General features: G+C 62.5%; 16 protein-coding genes and 1 pseudogene. 7 read left to right on the top strand and 10 right to left on the bottom strand.

The annotated features are described in order from the left end of the window. The 4 genes from B3H86_RS03535 to mutM all read right to left on the bottom strand — a co-directional run. The coding region (locus B3H86_RS03535) for a DnaA N-terminal domain-containing protein (RefSeq protein WP_292051200.1) at positions 1-354 on the bottom strand (354 nt) is incomplete at its 3' end. Between the two features lie 526 nt (positions 355-880). Then, on the bottom strand, positions 881-1150 hold the full coding sequence (gene rpsT / locus B3H86_RS03530; RefSeq protein ID WP_292051199.1) for a 30S ribosomal protein S20: 270 nt from the start codon (positions 1148-1150) through the stop codon (positions 881-883). Between the two features lie 167 nt (positions 1151-1317). Further along, the gene (locus B3H86_RS03525; RefSeq protein ID WP_292051198.1) at positions 1318-2103 is read right to left on the bottom strand and encodes an enoyl-CoA hydratase; all 786 of its coding nucleotides are present in this window, start codon (positions 2101-2103) and stop codon (positions 1318-1320) included. Positions 2104-2179: 76 nt separating this feature from the next. Beyond that, on the bottom strand, positions 2180-3043 hold the full coding sequence (gene mutM / locus B3H86_RS03520) for a bifunctional DNA-formamidopyrimidine glycosylase/DNA-(apurinic or apyrimidinic site) lyase (protein WP_292051197.1): 864 nt from the start codon (positions 3041-3043) through the stop codon (positions 2180-2182). 146 nt (positions 3044-3189) lie between these two features. Between mutM and B3H86_RS03515 the strand changes: the two genes are divergently transcribed. Continuing rightward, complete coding sequence (locus tag B3H86_RS03515) at positions 3190-5250, top strand: OPT family oligopeptide transporter (RefSeq protein ID WP_292051196.1); 2061 nt, start codon at positions 3190-3192, stop codon at positions 5248-5250. Here B3H86_RS03515 and B3H86_RS03510 read toward each other — a convergent pair. Next, the gene (locus tag B3H86_RS03510; protein ID WP_292051195.1) at positions 5247-6131 is read right to left on the bottom strand and encodes a LysR family transcriptional regulator; all 885 of its coding nucleotides are present in this window, start codon (positions 6129-6131) and stop codon (positions 5247-5249) included. The two genes, B3H86_RS03515 and B3H86_RS03510, sit on opposite strands and share 4 nt — an antisense overlap. A gap of 82 nt (positions 6132-6213) precedes the next feature. On the opposite strand from B3H86_RS03510, the gene B3H86_RS03505 reads away from it, so the two are divergent. Next, on the top strand, positions 6214-7281 hold the full coding sequence (locus B3H86_RS03505) for a YeiH family protein (RefSeq protein ID WP_292051194.1): 1068 nt from the start codon (positions 6214-6216) through the stop codon (positions 7279-7281). A 161-nt stretch (positions 7282-7442) separates the two neighbouring features. Next, positions 7443-9272 carry a translational GTPase TypA gene (typA, locus tag B3H86_RS03500; RefSeq protein ID WP_292051193.1) on the top strand — a complete coding sequence of 610 codons (1830 nt, stop codon included), beginning with the start codon at positions 7443-7445 and terminating at the stop codon, positions 9270-9272. A gap of 308 nt (positions 9273-9580) precedes the next feature. Here typA and B3H86_RS03495 read toward each other — a convergent pair whose 3' ends face one another. Beyond that, a complete protein-coding gene (locus B3H86_RS03495) occupies positions 9581-11242 on the bottom strand; it encodes a phosphatidylglycerol lysyltransferase domain-containing protein (protein WP_292051192.1) in 1662 nt (553 codons plus the stop codon). Positions 11243-11395: 153 nt separating this feature from the next. Here B3H86_RS03495 and B3H86_RS03490 point away from each other — a divergent pair, with 153 nt between their 5' ends. After that, positions 11396-11839, top strand: a complete 444-nt coding sequence (locus B3H86_RS03490; protein ID WP_292051191.1) for a superoxide dismutase — start codon at positions 11396-11398, stop codon at positions 11837-11839. A 79-nt stretch (positions 11840-11918) separates the two neighbouring features. Here the strand turns inward: B3H86_RS03490 and B3H86_RS03485 are convergent, their stop codons facing one another. Beyond that, positions 11919-12176 (bottom strand): GlsB/YeaQ/YmgE family stress response membrane protein, encoded by a 258-nt coding sequence (locus tag B3H86_RS03485; protein ID WP_292051190.1) that lies wholly within the window; start codon positions 12174-12176, stop codon positions 11919-11921. A 181-nt stretch (positions 12177-12357) separates the two neighbouring features. Between B3H86_RS03485 and B3H86_RS03480 the strand changes: the two are divergent. Both B3H86_RS03480 and hisN read left to right on the top strand, forming a co-directional pair. Continuing rightward, positions 12358-12576: pseudogene (locus B3H86_RS03480) on the top strand (helix-turn-helix domain-containing protein); the annotation flags it as partial. A 120-nt stretch (positions 12577-12696) separates the two neighbouring features. After that, complete coding sequence (gene hisN, locus B3H86_RS03475) at positions 12697-13491, top strand: histidinol-phosphatase (RefSeq protein WP_292051188.1); 795 nt, start codon at positions 12697-12699, stop codon at positions 13489-13491. Positions 13492-13537: 46 nt separating this feature from the next. Here the strand turns inward: hisN and B3H86_RS03470 are convergent, their stop codons facing one another. After that, positions 13538-14020 carry a surface-adhesin E family protein gene (locus tag B3H86_RS03470; protein ID WP_292051187.1) on the bottom strand — a complete coding sequence of 161 codons (483 nt, stop codon included), beginning with the start codon at positions 14018-14020 and terminating at the stop codon, positions 13538-13540. Positions 14021-14129: 109 nt separating this feature from the next. Here B3H86_RS03470 and B3H86_RS03465 point away from each other — a divergent pair, with 109 nt between their 5' ends. Next, a complete protein-coding gene (locus tag B3H86_RS03465) occupies positions 14130-15059 on the top strand; it encodes an alpha/beta fold hydrolase (RefSeq protein WP_292051186.1) in 930 nt (309 codons plus the stop codon). Here B3H86_RS03465 and B3H86_RS03460 read toward each other — a convergent pair. Together B3H86_RS03460 and B3H86_RS03455 are read right to left on the bottom strand one after the other, a co-directional pair. Further along, positions 15056-16549 (bottom strand): S41 family peptidase, encoded by a 1494-nt coding sequence (locus B3H86_RS03460; RefSeq protein ID WP_292051185.1) that lies wholly within the window; start codon positions 16547-16549, stop codon positions 15056-15058. The two genes, B3H86_RS03465 and B3H86_RS03460, sit on opposite strands and share 4 nt — an antisense overlap. A gap of 88 nt (positions 16550-16637) precedes the next feature. Further along, the coding region (locus B3H86_RS03455; RefSeq protein ID WP_292051184.1) for an HRDC domain-containing protein at positions 16638-16897 on the bottom strand (260 nt) is incomplete at its 5' end.

Below are 16897 nucleotides of genomic sequence, written 5' to 3'. Positions count from 1 at the left end.
GACCGAGGGGGCGAAGGTCGGCGCAGCCGGAGCCGAGGCCGGGGCGGTGCTGATGGAGTTCAGGCGCGGGACTTCGCGCGCGGCCGACGGCAGGATGGAACCCACCTCGGCACGGCAGCGGACGTCCAGACGGCGCGACAGGCCATCCAGGCCCAGCCACAGCTCGTTCATACGACGCAGTGCATTTTGACGAACCCAGTCCCGCGCATAGGCGGTCGGAGTTACGAGGATCAGGTTGCCCTGAGCATCCACACGTACCGCCGAAGGGGCGATATAGGAGCTATAGGGACCATCACCGATTTCCGCTTTCAAGCGGTCTGCAGCCTCATTCCAGATACGATCTGGATCGGTCATCTGCCCCATTGCAACGCCCCCGATCATTATAGAGTCACCCGCCAGAGTTAGTTTGTCATTCACCGTTGCAGCGCGACTTCAGGAGCTGACATCAGGGACGACTTCTCCTGTCACGCCAAACGAGGGTTCGGCGCGTGGGGTCGTTCTCACAGACAGACATCTCCGCCGAGGGAAACCTTTGATTTCCCTCGTCTTCATCCTTGGGGATGGAAGTGCGTTACCCCTTGAACTTACTCAGCGGGCCGCGGGAATCAACGTGGATTCCGACTCATTTCTGCACTTAAATTTGTTGACTCCCGCAAAGTCCCGTCAGGCCTAGAGAAAAGGCATTTTTTTGCTGTGACGGTATGTAAAATCTTTCGGGATGCGGATAAGCGCGCAGCAAGAAGGCGAGGCTCCAAATGGTGCCTCGCCTTTGAAATCGTTCGATTTTCTTGCAACACCCGTAATGCGGGTATTTTAATTTCGTCTCAAAAAATTAGTCAGAGCAATAGCTTGCGGGATGCTCTGACCAGAGACGAGATTTTTAGGCTGCCGACAGCTTCTTCAGCTGGGCGGCCAGACGGCTGACCTTGCGCGAGCCGGTGTTCTTGTGAACCACGCCCTTCGACACAGCGCGCATCAGTTCCGACTGAGCGGTGATGAAAGCAGCCTTGGCAGCTTCCACGTCGCCGCCGGTGACGGCTTCCTGGAATTTGCGCAGGTAGGTGCGCACGCGGGTGCGGCGAGCTTTGTTCACTGCAGTCCGCGCTTCGATCTTGCGGATCGCCTTGCGGGCGCCGGCGTTGTTAGCCATTTCAAAAACCTTCGAACGATGACGCCACAAGCTCACAGGGCTCGCGGCGATGAAATCTCAAGAGCGGGCGGCTATAGCGGAAACCCTGTAATCGGTCAACGCAATGCCACCGGAATTGAGTCGGGACGGGGATTCAAGCCCTGCCGCCCCGACAGGTGTAGAGCCTTTTAGCGGCTGGTGAAAGCCGGCTTACGCTTCTCGATGAAGGCCGCCATGCCTTCCTTCTGGTCCTCGAACGCGAACAGCGAGTGGAACAGGCGGCGTTCGAACTGCAGGCCCTGGGCGAGGGTGGTTTCGAAGGCGGCGTTGACCAGTTCCTTGTTGGCCATAACGGCCAGTGGCGACTGCGAGGCGATCTTGGCGGCTGCCTTGCGGGCCTCGTCCAGCAGTTCCTCAGCCGATACCACGCGCGACACCAGACCGGCACGCTCGGCCTCGGCGGCGTCGATCATGCGGGCGGTCAGACACATGTCCATCGCCTTGGCCTTGCCCACGGCGCGGGTCAGGCGCTGCGAGCCGCCAATGCCCGGCGCGACGCCGAGGTTGATTTCCGGCTGACCGAATTTGGCGGTGTCGGAGGCGATGATGAAGTCGCACAGCATGGCCAGTTCACAGCCACCGCCCAGCGCATAGCCCGATACGGCCGCGATGATCGGCTTGCGGAAGGCTGCCACGCGATCGTGGGCGCGGGCGAAGAAGTTTTCCAGATACATCTGGGCGTACGACTTGTCCGACATCTCCTTGATGTCGGCCCCTGCGGCAAAGGCCTTGGCCGAGCCGGTGAGGACGACGGCGCGGATGGCGTCATCGGTGGCGGCGGCCTCGAGGAAGTCGCCCAGCTCGCCCAGCAGCTGCGAGTTCAGCGCGTTCAGCGCCTCGGGACGGTTCAGGGTGACGACCGCATAGCCGTCGGCATGACGTTCGACCAGCAGGGTGGAATAGGTGTCGGCCACGGGGGTCTCCTTGTTCATAAGAGTATGGGCGATGGTTTAGACCGTCCGCCACAGAGGGCAAACCTGTTTGTAATGCTCAGCGTGCCTGGCAAACGGGACAGTAGAAGGTGGAGCGGCCGCCCTGAACGATACGATGGATCGTGCCCTTGCAGGCGGGCGTGCGGCACGGTTCGCCCTCGCGTCCGTACACATCGAAGCTGTGCTGGAAATAGCCCTGCCCGCCCTCGACATTGGCAAAGTCCTTGAGGGTCGAGCCACCGGCGCGGATGGCATCATCCAGCACATGGCGGACCTCGGTGGCCAGACGGTCAAGCCGTGATCCCGACACCTTGCCTGCGGCCAGTTCCGGCGAGATGCCAGAGCGGTAAAGGGCCTCGCACACATAGATATTGCCCAGACCGGCGACCACGCTTTGGTCCAGAAGACTGACCTTGATGTTCTGTTTGCGGTTGGCAAAGGCCTCGGCCAGATGGTTGCCGGAGAAGCCGTTGCCCAGCGGTTCTGGTCCCAGTTGGCGGAACCACGGATGATCATCGACGGCTTCGGTGGGTATCAATCCCATAAAGCCAAAACGCCGGGCATCGGCATAGCCAAGGCGGGTCAGCTGTCCCCCCAGATCGGCGCAGGCGACGAAATGCTCGTGTTTGCCGCCGGTGGGGACCACATCCTCGAAAAGACCCGCCGGATCGCCATCCAGAGTAAAGCGGCCCGTCATGCCCAGATGGGTGATCCACGTCTCGCCCGTGGACAGCCGCAGCAACAGATATTTGGCGCGGCGGTCTATGCGCAGCACCGTGGCCCCCTCCAGCCTCTCCGTGAACCGCTCGGGAAAGGGGAAGCGCAGATCGGGGCGGCGCACGCTCACGCGTGAAAGGGTTGCCCCTTCCAGAACAGGCATCAGGCCGCGGCGGACAGTTTCAACTTCGGGGAGTTCGGGCATGCCACACAGTTAGGGGGTCGGGTGCAAAAGAAGAAGCCGTGCTTTGATCGACCGTTGTCATTGCTGACTATTCGCGGTTAGCGTGAAAAGGCAAACATCTATGATCGCGCCGCATGAACGAGCGCGACGGGAGAGGGACAATCACCATGAGTGACGCACCGGTAGCGGGGGCTCGGCCCCCCGTCGGCAAGCGGATCGAACTGACTTTACGCGCCCTTGTTCTGGGCTGTGTGCTGGCAGCGGTCTTCACAGCGGCCAACACCTATCTGGGTCTGAAAGTCGGTCTGACCTTCGCCTCTGCCATTCCGGCAGCGGTGATTTCTATGGCCCTGCTGCGGGCCTTCAAGGGTTCGACCATCTGGGAGAATATGACGGTCCAGACCGTGGCGTCCGTGGGTGGTGCCATGAGCGCCATCATCTTCGTACTGCCCGGCATGGTCATGATCGGTTGGTGGATGAACTTCCCCTTCTGGGAAAGCGTGGCCATCTGCGCGCTGGGCGGTCTGTTGGGTGTGACCTTCTCTATCCCGCTGCGCCGTACACTGGTGACCAAGGGGGATCTGCCCTATCCCGAGGGTGTGGCGGCAGCCGAAGTGCTCAAGGTCGGCTCTCCCGGTGAGGGGCAGAGCGAGGCTGCGGTACGCGAGAACAAGTCGGGTCTGTGGGTGGTGATAGGCGGGGCTATCGCCTCTGCCGGTTTCGGCTTGCTGGCGGCGGCCAAGGTTCTGGCCGAACAGACATCGGCCTTCTTCAAACTTCCGGCGGCGCTGGGTGGCGGCGCGACGGGTGTGGGTTTTTCCATGCAGTTCGCCCTTCTGGGCGCGGGGCATCTGATCGGCCTGGCTGTGGGTCTGACCCAGTTGTTCGGTCTGGCGCTGGCCTGGCTGATATTCGTGCCGATCCTGACGTCGCAAGGCTATGTTGACTGGGCGACCGCGAACGGAGCCGCCTCCGTGGCGGCGGGTATTCCTGCCGATGCGGGTGCGCAGGGTCTGGCTATGGCCGTGTGGTCGCAGGAAGTCCGCTTCATCGGTGCAGGGGTCATCGGCGTGGCCGCCATCTGGACGCTGGCCAAGCTGGCCGGGCCGCTGGTGTCGGGTCTGGCCTCGGCCTTTGCCGCACAGGACAAGCGCGCCCACGGCGAGGCTCTGGACCTGACCGAGCAGGATATTCCGATCAAGACCGTCGGCCTTCTGTCGGTTCTGGCGCTGATCGGCATCGGTGTGCTGCTGGCCGTCTTCGCTCAGGGCACGGTTCTGGCAGGGCAGACGCCGCTGCTGGTCGCGGGCGGTCTGCTCTATGTGATTGTGATCGGTTTCGCCGTGGCGGCCATCTGCGGTTACATGGCCGGTCTGATCGGCTCGTCCAACAGCCCGGTGTCCGGGGTTGGCATTCTGGCCATTGTGATCGCTTCCCTGCTGATGCTCGGTGTGCTGTCGATCGCGGGTGTCGCCGCCGATCCTTCGGTCATCGCCTTTGCGCTGGTGGTGACAGCGGTCGTGTTTGCCGTTGCCGTGATCGCCAATGACAACCTTCAGGACCTCAAGACGGGTCAACTGGTCGAAGCGACGCCGTGGCGCCAGCAGACGGCCCTTATCGTCGGTGTGGGTGCCGGTGCGCTGGTGATCCCGTTCGTGCTGGACATGATGAACCGTGCGTTCGGTTTCGAAGGCGGTCCGCCCGCCATTGTCGAAGGCTCGCAAACCCTGGCGGCCCCGCAGGCGACCCTGATCTCGGCGCTGGCGCGCGGGGTGATCAGCGGCGATCTGCGCTGGGACCTGATCGGTATCGGTGCGGCCATCGGTGTGGGCGTGATCGTGCTGGACATGATCCTGCGCAAGGCCACCTCGGGCAAGATCAAGCTGCCGCCGCTGGCCGCGGGTATCGGCGTCTATCTGCCTGCCTATGTCACCACCATGCTGGTCATCGGTGCCGTGTGCGGATGGCTGTATGACAAGGCTTTGGCCTCCACCCGCTTTGCCGATGTGGGCCGCCGTATGGGGGTTCTGCTGGCTTCGGGCCTGATCGTCGGCGAGAGCCTGTTTGGCGTATTCACGGCCGCTGTCATCGTCGGCACGGCCAATGACGCGCCGTTCGCCATTATAGAAGAGGGCGCATGGCCGGCCATGTGGCTGGGTCTGCTGGTCTTCTTTGTGCTGACCTTCGTCCTGTATCGCTGGACGATGAAGCGCGCGGCCAAGGTCTAGGTCGTGGCAATCAGGGCGGCGACAAAGGTCTGCGCTGCCCGGCTGGCTGCCCGCTCGCGGTGGCGTAGCCGGTAAAACGGCCGCTCGGGCAAATCCAGCGGCAGTTGGACAAGGCGGCCTGCCTCTATCAGCGGGCGGGCCGCCAGTTCCGAGATCGCCGTCACGAAATGGCTTTGTGCGACCACCGTCAGCAGGGCTTCGTTGGACGGCAGTGTCAGGGCCACCTTCAGGTCCGACGGCTTCATGCCCATTGGCAGGTGGGCTTCGAACGCACTGCGGGTACCGGACCCGATTTCGCGCAATGCCCATTCAAATCCGGCCAATTCCTTAGCATCCAGTCCGGTCGGGTGGCCCGTGAGGGGATGGTGCGGCGACGCGGCCAGTATCAGTCGGTCGGCACCAATGGCCTGGCGCTCAAGTTGCGGGGCTTCTTCCTCGCCCTCGACAAGGCCGATTTCGGCCCGACCGTCGCTGACGGCCTCGATGACCTGATGGGTGTTGCCGATATGAAGATGCAGTTGGACATCGGGATAGCCGCGATGGAAACGGGCCATGCGCTGCGGCAGCCAATAGGCGCCGATTGTCTGGCTGGCATAGATGGACACCGAGCCGCGCTTCAATCCGGCCAGATCATCAAGCATTGATCGGGCGGCTTCGGCTTGGGCCAGTACAGCACGTGCCTCGGGTAAAAAGGCCTGACCCGCGCTGTTCAGATCCAGTCCGCGCCCCACGCGATCGAACAGTTTTTGACCATAACGGCTCTCCAGCGCCGAGATGGCGGCACTGACCGCCGATTGCGTCAGGTGCAGATGCTCGGCGGCCCGCGTCATATGCAGGCGCTCTGCCACGGCCACGAATATGCGCAATTGTTCCAAGGTCATGGATCATTGATCGATTAGATAGATCATTAAGTCAAAAACTATTCGTTAGATCGATGGCTTGAGCGCGGGCATAGAAGGCCACATGTCTCACACCCCTCCCCTCTCTCCTGCCGTCACGGGGTTTTCCCTGCCTTTGGGCTGGGTGCGCGTTCTGCCGGGCGTTGCTCTGTGCGGTGCGGTGGCGGCTTCTGCGATGGGGCTGCAGTGGCTTGAACTTTCGCTGGTGGGCTTTGCCTGGGTAGAGGCGCTGGTTCTGGCCATTCTGACGGGCGCGGCCATCCGTCTGTTGTGGAGGCCCGGTCCCTATTGGATGGCAGGTATCCGGTTCAGCGCAAAAACCCTGCTTGAAATCGCCATTGCCCTGTTGGGGGCCACGGTATCGGGCGCGGCTGTGATGGCTTTGGGCCCCTGGCTGCTTCTTGGAATTATGGCGGTGGGCGCTCTGGCCATTGTCGGCGGCTATCTGATCGGGAGAGCTTTCGGCTTGCCGCACGCAATGGCCCTTCTGGTGGCCTGCGGGAATGCCATCTGCGGGAACTCGGCCATTGCGGCCGTCGCGCCGGTCATCAAGGCCGAGGGTGAGGATGTGGCCGCCGCAATCGGCTTTACCGCCGTGCTGGGCATTGCCGTTGTGCTGCTGGTGCCGGTGGTCGGGGCAATGCTGGGCTATCAGGCGACGGGTATCGGCGTCCTGGCAGGCATGACCGTCTATGCCGTTCCCCAGGTTCTGGCGGCCGCGGCACCGGCAGGATCGGCTGCGATCCAGACGGGGGCCGTCGTCAAGCTGGTGCGCGTATTGATGCTGGGCCCGGTTACCTTGGTGCTGGGGCTGATGCAGGCCAAGCGCGACCGTGAGAAGGGCGACACCCGAACCCGTCCCGGTTTCTGGCAGTTGGTGCCGTGGTTCATCATCGTCTTTCTGGGACTGCTGGGCCTGCGCTCGCTGGGGATGATCCCCGGGCCGGTTCTGGTCCCTCTGGACCATGCGGTCACGGCGATGACATTGATGGCAATGGCCGGACTGGGGCTGATGGTTGATCCCGCCGCCGTGGCCAAAGCCGGTGTGCGCGTGGCAAGCGTAGCGGCGCTATCCGCCCTCATGATCGGCGTCATGGCCGTGGTGGCCATCACCATTCTGGGTATGGCTTAATAGGCGCACGAGGCAGGTTTGCAGATCGCGGCTCGCCCCCCAGACTAGCCTTTTGTCGCGTGGCACTGTAAGAGGCGCACCGAAATCCTTCCCAACATCTGCAGCTAAGTTTGCAGCGGCGCGGGCCCCCCGTGACCGAACACAGTCCGCCCGAGCCCGAAATGAACCTTCGTAACGTCGCTATTATCGCACACGTTGACCACGGCAAAACGACCATGGTTGACGCCCTTCTGGCCCAGTCGGGCATCTTCCGCGCCAATGAGGCGACCACGGAACGTGCCATGGACTCCAACGACCAGGAGCGCGAGCGCGGCATCACCATTCTCGCCAAGTGCACCTCCATTCTGTGGAACGGCAAGTCGGGCGAAACCCGCATCAACATCATCGACACCCCGGGTCACGCCGACTTCGGCGGCGAGGTTGAGCGTATCCTCGGCATGGTGGACGGCTGCGTCCTGCTGGTTGACGCCGAAGAAGGCGTGATGCCGCAGACCAAATTCGTTCTGACCAAGGCCCTGCGCATGGGCCTGCGTCCGATCCTGTGCATCAACAAGGTTGACCGTGCACACGCCGATCCGGACCGCGTTCTGAACGAAACCTTCGATCTGTTCGCCGCTCTGGGTGCCACCGACGAACAGCTGGACTTCCCGGTCATCTACGCATCGGGCCGTTCGGGCTGGGCCTCGCTGGACCTGAACAAGCCGACCGACAACCTGCACGACCTGTACGAACTGATCGTCGACCACGTTCCGGCACCGGCTGCCCAGGAACGCGTCAACGAGCCGTTCCAGATCCTGAACGTTCTGATCGAGTCCGATCCATTCCTGGGCCGCATCCTGACGGGCCGCATCCACTCGGGTAAGGCTGTTCCGGGTATGGCCATCAAGGCTCTGGACCGCGACGGCAAGCAGATCGAACAGGGCCGTATCACCAAGGTTCTGGCTTTCCGCGGCCTGAAGCGCCAGCCGGTGGACGAAGCCGAAGCGGGCGATATCGTCGCCATCGCCGGCATGTCCAAGGCCACCGTGGCCGACACCCTCTGCGCTCTGGAAGTGACCGAGGCGCTGCCGTCGCTGCCGATCGACCCGCCGACCATCTCGATGACCGTGGGCGTGAACGACAGCCCGCTGGCCGGCCGTGAAGGCGACAAGGTGCAGTCGCGCGTCATCCGTGACCGCCTGCTGAAGGAAGCCGAAGCCAACGTCGCCATCCGCATCACCGAGACCCAGGGCTCGGACGCCTATGAAGTCGCCGGTCGCGGCGAACTGCAGCTGGGCGTTCTGATCGAGAACATGCGCCGCGAAGGCTTCGAACTGTCGATCTCGCGTCCGCGCGTGGTCTATCAGAAGGACGAGAACGGCCAGCTGATGGAGCCGATCGAAGACGTCATGATCGACGTCGACGAAGAGTTCTCGGGCATCGTCATCGAAAAGCTGTCGGCCCGTAAGGCTGAAATGACCGACATGGGCCCGTCGGGTGCAGGCAAGACCCGCATCCAGCTGAAATGCCCGTCGCGTTCGCTGATCGGCTATCAGGGCGAGTTCCTGACCGACACCCGTGGCTCGGGCGTGCTGAACCGCGTGTTCTCGCACTATGAAGCGCACAAGGGTGCCATCGAAGGCCGCCTGAAGGGCGTGCTGGTGTCGAACTCGGACGGTGACACGGCGGCCTACGCCCTGTGGAACCTGGAAGAGCGCGGCGTGATGTTCGTGGGCGCGGGTGAAAAGACCTATCAGGGCATGATCATCGGCGAGAACTCGCGTTGGGATGACCTCGACGTCAACCCGATCAAGGGCAAGCAGCTGACCAACGTCCGCGCCTCGGGCAAGGACGAAGCTGTCCGCCTGACCCCGCCGCGCAAGATGTCGCTGGAACAGGCCATCGCCTATATCGAAGAAGACGAACTGGTCGAGGTGACCCCGAAGAACATCCGTCTTCGCAAGGAAATCCTGAACCCGTCCTTCCGCAAGAAGCGTCAAAAGCCTGAGTAAGCTTTAGCTTACGAAGTCAGGGGCGGCTCAGACGAGCCGCCCCTTTTTCGTGCGCGTCAGCTTACTCAGGTTTTGAGTTGTCCTTAGGCGTGCCGCTTTGCGGCTCGCTACCAGGGACGTTTGGCCCCTATCGCTCGCCCCGCGGGGGCTCGCTGCTTGAGGGGCTGGTTTTTCCCCTAACACTCGCCGCGCGGCGGCTCGTTGCTTGAGGGGGGCTTTCCCAATCGGTCGCGGCGCTGGCTGCACTCGGCACCTGAAAAAGGCCAGCGGTGGGGTGCCGCTGGCCTTCTTTGTCGGTGGTGGTGTCCTTACTTCCGCAGGCCCAGAAGGCCGCGCCAGCCCTTGCTGGTCAGCAGGGCGACGTCGAGGAGGGCGAGGGGGAGTGGTGTGGTGGTGGGCGCGGCGATGAATTTCGGTCGCCAGTTGGGGCCGAACTTGGCCTTGTAGGACCGCAATCCCTGGAAGCCGTAGATGGCATTGGCTTCTTCGAAGATCAGCGCGCCGACGCGGGCGAAGACGGGCGAGGTCCTGCGGTCCTCAAGACCCGACAGCGGGGCCATGCCGAGGTCCAGATGGTCGATCCCCGTCTCGCGGCACCACTGGGCCGTGCGGGTGAACAGATAGTCCATCACACCATGCGGGCCATCGGGCACATAGCGCATCAGGTCGATCATCGCCTCCTTGTTGCCCGCCCCCATCAGCAGGTTGGCAAAGGCGACCATGCGGCCATCCTCGCGGACCACAGCGATCGGCGACTGGTTCAGATAGTCGATGTCGAAACGGCCCAGCGAAAACTCCTTCTCGGAGCCTTCGGTATTGCTGATCCAGGCGTCGGACACGGCCCGCAGCTCTTCGGCAACGGCTGCAGCCTCGCCGGGCAGCAGGACCGAGAACTGGGAGCCCGCCCGCTCAGCCCGGTTCACCGCGGTGCGCAGGTTCTGCTTGCCCTTGCCTTCGGTTGAGAAGCTATGGGTCGGAATGACCGCCGCTTCGCCGACCTTGCGCACGGCCAGACCCATCGTCGCCAGTTCGGCCAGCAGACTTTCGCTGACGGAATAGAAGACAGGCGAACCGCCATATGAATCCGCAAGCTCCGCGAAGGACCACAGCAGCTCCATACGCTCGCAGACCAGACCGGCAGGTTCGCTCATGGCGATCCAGCGCCGCCCGCGAACGCGATAGGCCAGAAACGTATAGCCCGAGGGTGAGAACAGCAGGGCCTTGTCACCCAGCAGGGCCAGTCTGGCCTCGGGTGTCGCAACCTCTGCCTGCTCAAGCGCCTGTCGGGCGCGCTCGACATCCTGGGCCGAGGCCGGACCGTGGCTTCGCGCACCGGGGGCGGTCAGCAGGGAACGGAAGGCGACGACCAGTGTCAGCAGCGAGAGAATGACCGCCGCACGCAAAAAGCCCGAGGCCTGACTGTCTGTCAGGAAGGTCCACCACAGATCGTCGCGATAGGGCACTTCGCGATACGCAAAGAAGCCCAGCCAGATCATGGCCAGAACCGATGCCGCCAGCATGAGCAGCCAGCCGGGACGCAGCGGCTCCCCCAGACGGGAGCGCCTGTTGAAGGCCGCGCGGCATGGCCACATCAACAGGGCCGCCAACAGCATCTCGACGGCCTGTATATAATTCAGGCCTTTGAGCACCGAGAAAAGCGCGCCGCCGATCAGGCCCAGCAGGGCCGCGTAATAGGCACCGCGACGTCGCCGCCACAGACCCGCAGAGACGAACAGAAGCAGGAAGCCTGTCACGCTGGCGGCGAAGTGACTGAGGTCGATCAACAGGGGGTCGGCCCAATGATCAAGGATGTTCAATCGTTCGTGAAACTCTGGCGTAACGGCAGAGAGCAGCATGATACCGCCCAGCATGAAGCTGGCTATCGCAAACAATTGCGGCGTCAGCTCGAAGGCCAGAACGCCTAGTCTGCGCAGGATGCGGGTCAATGTTTGGCTGCGTCGTTGGGTCATACGTGAAGTCGGAAGGAAGGCTTTGGGCATTGCCGCGCTTTTTGCCGATGCGTGGCAGTTAAAAGGTCATTTCTGGGCGCCTGCAACAAACCTTTACACGGTGTGTTCACCTTATTGCGAGCGCTCTTCAGCTCGCCAATCGAGGAGTTCGACATGATCCGCAAGACCGCTATGCTCACTGGTATCGCTGGTGCCCTGATGTTCGCCGCTCCGGCGCTGGCTCAGGAAGCCCCTCAAGACACTGCAGCCCCGGCTGCTCAAGAATCCGCTCAACCGCAAAGCCTGACCCTCACCCCGGGTGCGACCGTCAAGAGCGCAGACGGCACTGAGCTCGGCAAACTGGTAGGTGTCCAAAACGGCGCATCGGGTCAAGAGCTGACGGTCCGCGGTGTTGACGGTTCGGTACGTCCGGTTTCGTTGGCCGGCATCAAGCAACAAGGTAGCGATATCGTTGTTGACGCCACGGCCTCTGACTTCCAGTCGGCTACCCCGATCGAGACGGCTGAGCCGGCTCCGATGGCAGAACCGACCCCGGCTGACCAATCGACCGATGCTGACGAGCAGGTTGACGAGCCGACCGAAGAGCCGCGCGTCTAAGACGCGGCTGCCTCTCTCGGAATTGAAAAGGGCGACCCGGCGGGTCGCCCTTTTTTATGCGCTTTAACCAAGGCGGTTATCAGCCGCGCTTTTTGATCAGCCCAAGGATAAACAGCAGGATGACCGCGCCGATCGTGGCCACGATGATACCTACGATCCAGCTGCCTGCCGCATCGAAACCCAGAAGGTTGTTGGCAAGGAAGCCACCGATAAGCGCGCCCAGGCTACCGACGACAAGATTGGTCAGCAGACCGTGATCACGTTTCATGATCTTTTCGGCCAGCCAGCCCGCGATGATGCCGATGATGATCCAAGCGATCCAACCAAAACCACTCATGAGTGCGTCTCCCTATCTGTTTCCAGGCGTCTGCCCTGAGTGCCTAATGCTCAATGCAAGGGTCGGTTGCGCTGTAGTGGGTAACGGGATGCCGCAAACTCCGGCACCAAGCTTGCTGTTTTCGCACCGGAGGCGGGGGATTTGTCGCTTCGGGTGTCGATTTGGGACAGGTGAGGGTACAGTGGCTAAAGAGATCGATCTGCATATTGGCCGCAGGCTGCGCCGTCGGCGTCGCGTGCTGGGCCTGACCCAGCAACAGCTGGGCGAGCGGCTGAACATCCGTTTCCAGCAGGTGCAGAAATACGAGTGCGGGGCCAATCGTATCTCGGCGGCACGGCTGTGGTATCTGGCCCGCGCGCTGGAAACCGATGTGGCCTATTTCTATGACGGCTTTGAAGACATCGAAGTGGTCGCGCCTGTGCTGAACGCAAGCCATCCGGAACACGCACAGGCCCGATAAAAGCTTCTGTCACACGCTGTTCTTGTCGCCGATTTTGATTTCGGCGTGTAAGGCAGGGGCATGACCGAACTGGAAACATTCGCCGGCGAGCTGGCCCGGGTTGCAGCGCGCGCCTCCCTGCCGTTTTTCCGTACCGATCTGGCAGAGATCAACAAGGCTGGACCCGGCTCATTCGATCCGGTCACAGAGGGCGATCGTGCGGCCGAACGCGCTTTGCGCCAAGCCATCAAGGCCCGTTATCCCGAACACGGGATTATCGGCGAGGAGTACGGCGAAGAACGGCCCGATGCCGATAATGTCTGGATTCTGGACCCTATCGACGGCACCCGCGCCTTCATCTCGGGCTTGCCGCTCTGGACCACCTTGATCGGGCTGCGCCAGAACGGGGTTCCGACGATCGGTGTGGTGGGGCAGCCCTATATCGGCGAGATCTTCATCGGCGGCCCCAGCGGGGCCTATCTGCTGATGCGTGATGGCACCCAAACCCCCATCGCCACCCGCCAGTGCGCAACGCTTGAGGACGCCGTAGCCGCCACGACCGATGCCGATATTTTCCAGGGAGCGGACCGTCAGGGCTGGGAGCGATTGAAATCCAGCGTCCGGCTGGCCCGTTATGGGTGCGATGCCTATGCCTATGCCATGTTGGCGGCAGGCCGTATCGATGTCGTGGCCGAAAGCGAACTGAAGGTGTGGGACTGGTCGGCGCTGATGCCGCTGGTCAAGGCTGCCGGCGGTTCGTTCACCGGTTGGGACGGACAGATGCCGACAGCCGAGGATGGCCGGGTGCTGGCGCTGGGCGATGCACGTCTTTGCGCCCCGGCTCTGGCACAACTCAACGGGCAGAGCGACCTATAGGCCGCCCTGCCGGTTCGACCCTTCCTGTTGGGCCGTGCGGATTTGATCAGTTCCGCGCGGGGCGACCCGCCGAAATGAAGTCGGCGATTGTCGGATAGGAACGGCTGCTGCGCTCGCCGTCACAGACGACAGCCTTGGCGTGATCGTCCAGGCTGTTGGCGGGAATGGCCTCGAAGTCATAGTCGTTCGAGATGCGCTCTTCCTCGGAGCCATCCGGAGCGTAATAGATTTCCTCGCCGGACTTCGACTGTTTGGCCGAGCATTGGAAGCTCATATGGGTTACCGAGTGCGAACGGTCGGACGCGGAGCCGGTTGTAGGCACGCGGGCCAGAAGGGCCGTCGTGATCCCGCCCTGTTGGCGGATGCCGTTGACGTCGATCATGTATGCCGTGGTGGCACTGCGAGAAACCACATGCCATTCGGATGCGCCAGCAGCAGGCGCGGCAGGGGTAAGTGTCTCGGTGGCTACCTGGCCTTCCTGACCGGCTGTCGCCAGCGATAAGGCCATAACAGATACAGCTAGTATCATCATATCCTCCCCATATGCCGGCCCATTTTCTCGCAAGATTAACGTTTTGCAATGGGGAACCGCACCGCTCCGTCGAGCTTTTGCCCAGATGTCGGAACAAGGTAGGCCTATGACTGGGAACAAGTTCAGCGTAGCGATATTCCTGGGGGCCAGCCTTTTGGCATCTGCTGCCTATGCACAGGCCCCGCGTCCTGCACTTCCGACGGCTGTGACCGCGCCCGAAGCGGCGTTTGTCTCGGACCGTATCGAGGTTGAGGTAAAGGGCAGGGCTGATGGACCCGATGTTGTTCTCATTCCGGGGCTTGCATCGACATCTGCCGTCTGGGGCCGACTGGTCCCCGCGCTGGAAGGGCAGTACCGGCTGCATCTGGTGAATGTGCGCGGCTTTGGAGAATATGCGGCACAGGGCAATGCCGAGGGCCATCTCGGCAATGCCGTATCCAGCGAGATCAGCCGCTACATCCGCGAGAACAGGTTGAAGCGACCTGCTGTCATCGGCCATTCGATGGGCGGACAAATGGCCCTTCGCATCGCGGCGGACGGTGGTGAGGAGATCGGCAAGGTGATGCTGGTGGATTCCTCGCCCTTCTTCCCGGCGTTGATCAACCGTGGCGCGACCCGGGCTGATGTCGAGCCTCTGGCGCGGCTGGCTTATCAGGGTGTCCTGATGCTGGGCGACGAGATGTTGCGCAGCCAGCCTGCCTATCTGGGTGTGGATTTGGGCGGTGGCGCGGACAGGGTTTTCAACGGTCTGGGATGGCAGGGCGGCGACCGTCGCGTTCTCGCCCAGGGCGTGTTCGAGGTCCTGACCACGGACCTGCGTCACCGTCTGCCCGAGATCACCGCCCCCGTTACTGTGGTCTATGGCTGGAGCTCGGATGCCAACAGCCCGCGTGCGGTGGTGGATGACCTGTTCCGCTACAGCTTCATGAACCTGCGGCAGCCTGCACGGTTCGAACGCATCCAGGGGGCCGAGCATATGGTGATGATCGATCAACCCCGTGCGTTCGAACGCGCGGTGCGGGCCTTCCTGCGCTAACGGGTCGCCATACGTCCGACAACGGCTCGGAGATCGCTTTCGGACAGGGTTTCGACAGGAAGCACATGTGTGGGCATGTGTGGCTCGTTGTTACCGCGTGAGCGCCCGCGATACACCTTCATCGGTACGGCCATCTGCGCCAGGCCGCTCGGCAATTCGGCGACGCGCACGTCCATATAGACCGTATCCGCAGAGGTCTCGCGGCCGATCTGGATCGCACCGGCTGCTTTCCATGTATCAAGCGCGTCCAGACAGGCGGAGGCACACTGGGCATCCGTGAGGGCGAACACCCTGGCCTTCACCACAAGTTCTGGATCGGAAACGGCAGCCTCGGGCGCTTCGGTCTGTCCCAGGTCCTCTCGCCAGAATATCTGGTTGGCCTCCATCGCCTTCTTCATGCCCGCGGTCATGATGTCGATGTAGCGCAGGACCTCGGGATTGGCGCCGGTGGCGCGCAACTGTTCCCCGAACTCGGCCATCGCATTGTAGTTGGCCTCGGATACACGCCAGTCCACGCCCTCGGAGGGCTTGGGCTTATGGACCGAAATCCATTCGTCGCCCCAAAGGGCCTGTGCCATCTGGCGGCTCCAGTTGGACGAACCGCCCGTATTGCCGCGCAGGTCGAACACTATGTACGGGGCATTGCGAAGATCCGACTGGCGGGCGTTCATCGTCTCGATGACGCCGCGCAGCAATGGATATTTCGGGCCTTCGGGATTGCCGTCAAAGGTCGGAGTGGAAATCCAGAAACCACCATCGGCCAGAGCCTCGACACCGATGGTGTCTTGCTTCGGGCGCAGTGTGTCCTGTGCCGCTCTCAGGGCCGTCCCGCCTTCGCGCCATCTCAGATTATAGGTGCGGGCCTGGCCGCCGGTTTCAAAGCGGCAGACTTCGGGGCGTTTGATCCACGGGTTCTGGTTGTCGACGAACAGAACATCGCCAACACGCACCCGCATGGCATTCAGGAACCAGCGTCCACGGAAGGGTGCGATATTGGTCTGTGCCAGTCGGGCGGCATCTGTGCCGTCACAGTCCAGCAGCTTCGCCCCGACGGGCGGCAGTGCGTCATCGGTGCCATCGCGGGCCGCGACGATCTGGTCCTCTGCGGTAAAACGGGTCAGAAACCCCGGCCATGAAGGACTGAAGTCATAATCGGACTTCAGGAAAATCCCGACATGCCCGTCGTTGAAGGTGGCAATAAACTCGCGCAGACCCCACCACCAACCGCCGATATCGCGGGTGGTATCGGCACGTTCCAGTGCGCGCGCGAGGCCTTGGTCCAGCAGGGGCCGGAACTCGGGGTTAAGGGTGTCGTGAACGCCGGGATGGCTGTCTACAAGTGTCGCGTGAATGGCGCGTGCATCATCGCGCAGCGTCTGTGCCCAATCGCGTGATGGGTCCAGCAACACAGGTTCGTCTACCACGTCCTGCGCCAAGGTAGGGCTGCTCGCGCAGGCCCATAAGGCCGCGGCAAAAGCCAGTCGTTTCATCGGTTATCCCCCCGCGCCGGAAAGGATCACCCTCCTGATATTCCGGTGCCGGTAAAGAATGCCGTTATCGTGGCGTGGCCGCAACGCACTAATATGTAATGTTCAGGGCCTCCAGCACCGCCTTGCCATAGCGGTCCAGCTTTCCGGCCCCAACGCCGTTGATGCGGCCCAGTTCGTGTTCGTCACGCGGGCACTGGATGGCGATCTCCACCAGCGTCTTGTCCTGGAAGATGACGTAGGGCGGCACGCCCTGTTCCTTGGCGCGGTCGCGGCGCCAGGCCCGCAGGGCATCGAAGCGGGCGCGCACGTCGGTATCGAGGCTTTCGGCGGGCAGGTTGCGGCCCGCGT

It is taken from the genome of Brevundimonas sp. UBA5866, from assembly GCF_002432125.1.
Lineage (GTDB): Bacteria > Pseudomonadota > Alphaproteobacteria > Caulobacterales > Caulobacteraceae > Brevundimonas.
Note: the sequence above shows the minus strand (reverse complement) of the source record. Positions and strands in the feature narration are given on the sequence as shown.